The organism is Bacteroidota bacterium (assembly GCA_034723125.1).
In the GTDB taxonomy this organism is placed as follows: domain Bacteria; phylum Bacteroidota; class Bacteroidia; order CAILMK01; family JAAYUY01; genus JAYEOP01.
Genome location: JAYEOP010000169.1, coordinates 1 through 3,796 on the forward strand (window position 1 = coordinate 1; position 3,796 = coordinate 3,796).

The window sequence follows — 3,796 nt, forward strand, 5'->3', positions numbered from 1 at the left end:
TGCCTTGGATGTCAAAGATTTCAATTGTGCTTGAAGATGAAATGTTATCAATATCAAATGTTATAAAATCTTTTGCAGGATTTGGGAATATACTTAAACCCATTTTGAGATTATCTGGAATTCCTACATTTGTTGTTGAATAATAATATATTTCTTTCCCCACTTCAGTCCATGTACTATCTATAAATTGATAAATTATTAAATTTATTGGTTTGTTCTTTAGTTCCAAAAAAGAATGAAAATACATAAAATTAGGTGCGGGCATTAATAAAGCTGAATAGTTATAAGCATAATCGTAATTGTATTTGTATTCAGAACTATTAAACCATTGGTTATTTTTCCTTCTACTATGAATTTCTGATATAAGATTATTGTTATAATCGTAGTTGCGTTCTCTTTTATTATTGTATTTCCATTGCTTGTTTACTTTGTCCCAAAGATAAGTAATTGTTGTTTTTTTGTTAGTATCATTAGTGTATTCGCCTTTACCTTGTTTTACCCAATTAGAAGTTTTGAAGTCCCATTTATTAGAAATTTTGATAATACCGCCAGTAGTATCGTAAGTATATTCTGATTTAGAAAAAGCTAACCACTTGTTTGATTTGTTGTCCCAAGTATAATTAGTAAATATTTCTACAAGCCCATTAGCATTGTTAATGTATTCCCATTTAAAATTATTATCCCATTTATTAGTGCTTTTGTTCCATATATAAAAAATTTCCAATGTCAAATTATCATTTGCATCATAGGTCCAATTATATTTTGAATTAATAATCAATTTGTTGGTGCTTTTGTCATAGCCAAAGTGAGTCCTCAGCATTATTTTATCATTTGAATTGTAAGTGTAATTAATTTGGTATTCACCTTCCCATTTATTGGAGTTTACATCCCAGTCAAATCGATTTTGCATTGTTTGATATCCTTTGCTATTGTAAGTACAGTTACCTTTGCTGTAATTAACCCATTGGTTGGAAATATTATCCCAAATATAAATAATACTCTTTATACAATTACCTCTGGAATCGAAAGTGTTAATATATTTTAGTTTAGCAAGCCACATATTGGAGATTGTGTCCCAAAGATAAGTATAATTCAATGTATTATTTCCATCAGCATCATAAATGTTTACGTCTTTTTCATTTGCAACGCATTGTTTTGTGTGGTAATTATAATTTTTGTTAATAATACTATCTAATTTTTGTTTTGTTGAGTTGGTTGACCTTTGAAATTTTAAACTTTTTGTTCTACTCTGAAAGTTAGGGAACATTTTATCAATACTTAAAAAAGCATCAATCTTTTCATGTTTGTTAAAACTTTTAATATTTTCTAGTCTTTCAGGGATTACTTGTCCAATAACTGTTGCTGAAATTGCAACTGCCAATAAAAGTGTAATAAACTTTTTCATAATTTAAAAATTTAAAGATTAAAAATTAAATGTCTTTATGCTATTCAATAAAACCCAACTACCAAAAGAAGGAAGTAGGGTGTATCTTTTTACTTATCACCACATTTGTCAATCAAGCTAAAAGCTTGTAGGTGTGTAGTGTATAAGTGTGGATTAAACATATTATTTAATTGAGAAACAAAGATACAACAATAATTGGTACTAATACTAATTTTTCTGATTTTGTTAATCAATAATTTAATAATATTGTATTTTTGAAAAATAAATTTGATAGTTTTCTTAGAGGCACTAATTAAAAATAATAATGTAGATTTGAACTGATTTAGGAAAATCGTTTAATGGGTTCTGCAATTTATCTCGAATCAATAGTTTGAAAATGCAATGCATTGAGTTTATTGAAATGAATTTTAACAATTAAAATTTTTAACAAATGAAAAATAAAAAAAGATTTATGAGATTAGCATTATTATTAATGGGAGTATTTTTAGTATTTGCAATTAATTGCAGTAAAGATGATGACGATAATTCAAGTTCTTTTACCGATAGTAGAGATAGCAAAACCTACAATTGGGTAAAAATAGGAGAACAGGTATGGATGGCAGAGAACCTCGCTTATGCACCATCAAACGGAAACTATTGGGCTTACGATAGTAATGATGCAAATGTAGAAACTTACGGTTATCTATACGACTGGGAAACTGCCTGTGATGTTTGTCCAGATGGCTGGCATTTACCCAGTGATGCAGAATGGGTGGAACTAACTGTTTATCTTGGTGGGAAAAGCATTGCTGGTAGAAAAATGAAAGAAATCGGAACATCGCATTGGGATTCACCCAATGAAAAAGCAACCAATAAAAGCGGTTTTTCGGCATTGCCTGGTGGTGTACGCGACAACGATGGTACCTTCGACTATATGGGACATAGTGCGTCTTTCTGGACTTCTACCGGGAACGGTAACAGTGACGCATGGCACCTGAGGTTGTACTACCATAGCGGATGTGTGTACCGTTACGACTACGTTAAGGATTTTGGTTTTAGTGTTCGTTGTATCAGGGATTAGTTGACAATTCAACAATTCAACAATTTAATCACTTATCAATCTTTTTGTTTATTTCGTCAAGGATTTTAGGAAGTTGCCGGACTATAGCCATTTCTTTCCACTTTTTTCGAGCTTCAATAGCAGGGATACCAAAATAAGTTTTTCCTCCTTCAAGGCTTTTGTCAACTCCTGATGTTGCAAGAACAACAGCTCCTTTGCCAATGACCAAATCTTTATTTATTGAAGCTTTTGTCCATAGAATAACATCATCTTCAATTCTTGTTACACCGGCAATTGCAACATAAGCACCTATTAAGCATCGTTTGCCAACATAAGTATCATGCCCAACTTGGCAATGATTATCCATTTTTGTATGTTCATCAATAATTGTATCGCCAGAAACACCTTTGTCAATAGTGCAAAGAGCACCAATCTCAACATTATTTTTGATGATTACTCTTCCACATGATTCAAATTTAAGAAAGCCTTCTCCTCTTTTCTGAAAATAATAGGCATCGGCTCCAATAACCGAAGCTGAATGAATAATTACATTATCTCCAATAATACTATGGTCATAAATGCTAACATTTGCATGAATAAGACAATTATTTCCAATTTTTACATTGTTCCCAACAAATGCTCCAGGCTGAATTATAGTTCCTTCACCAATTTTAGCGGATTCACTAATTTGATTATTGCATATTTCAAAAGGTCTATATTTCTTAAGCAATTTCATATAATCCACCATAGGATCATCGGAAAAAATCAATGCTTTTCCTTTTGGGCATTCAACTTTTTTGTTGATAATAATTGTGCTTGCATTTGAATTTAATGTTTTATCGTAATATTTTGGATGGTCAACAAAAGTAATATCACCTTTTTCAACTACATGAATTTCATTAATTCCTGAGATGATAAATTTTGGTTCACCATAAAACTCAGCATTAATAAATTCTGCAATATCTTTTAACTTTAATGTAGGATTAAATTTCATTTATGTTTTTTAATAAATTAGAAGTAATTTGCTTTGCAGTCTTTAAGTTGTCATTTATCGTAATTTTTCTGATTAACAATTTAGGTGGGTTCTAAAAATTTATTTTTTTGCTTTTGATAAAAAAAAATCAAAGAACCCTTGAAACGATTTTCTTAAATCATGTCAATATTACAATATTTTCTTCAATTATCACATATATAAATTCACTTTTTTATTAAATTCCTACTAACTAGTAGTGCGTTCTCTAATTATCATTACAAATTTATTTATCTTTTTCCTTTATACTGCGTTAAAATTATTTACCGTAGCTTGTGCCTCCGCTAAAGCTTCAGCGACACGCGGATGGCTATGCTAAAGA

At 30.3% G+C, this 3,796-nt stretch carries 3 protein-coding genes; 1 reads left to right on the plus strand and 2 read right to left on the minus strand.

Annotation, left to right across the window (positions count from 1 at the left end; all coding sequences use genetic code 11):
* A partial coding sequence (locus U9R42_05115; GenBank protein ID MEA3495398.1) for a hypothetical protein occupies nt 1-1,405 on the minus strand: 1,405 nt, incomplete at its 3' end.
* A gap of 430 nt (nt 1,406-1,835) precedes the next feature.
* Here U9R42_05115 and U9R42_05120 point away from each other — a divergent pair.
* Nucleotides 1,836-2,465: an FISUMP domain-containing protein gene (locus tag U9R42_05120; GenBank protein MEA3495399.1), complete on the plus strand. Its 630-nt coding sequence runs from the start codon at nt 1,836-1,838 to the stop codon at nt 2,463-2,465.
* A 28-nt stretch (nt 2,466-2,493) separates the two neighbouring features.
* Here the strand turns inward: U9R42_05120 and U9R42_05125 are convergent, their stop codons facing one another.
* Nucleotides 2,494-3,438, minus strand: coding sequence for a UDP-3-O-(3-hydroxymyristoyl)glucosamine N-acyltransferase (locus U9R42_05125; GenBank protein ID MEA3495400.1), 945 nt, complete (start codon nt 3,436-3,438; stop codon nt 2,494-2,496).
* Between the last annotated feature and the right edge of the window lie 358 nt (nt 3,439-3,796).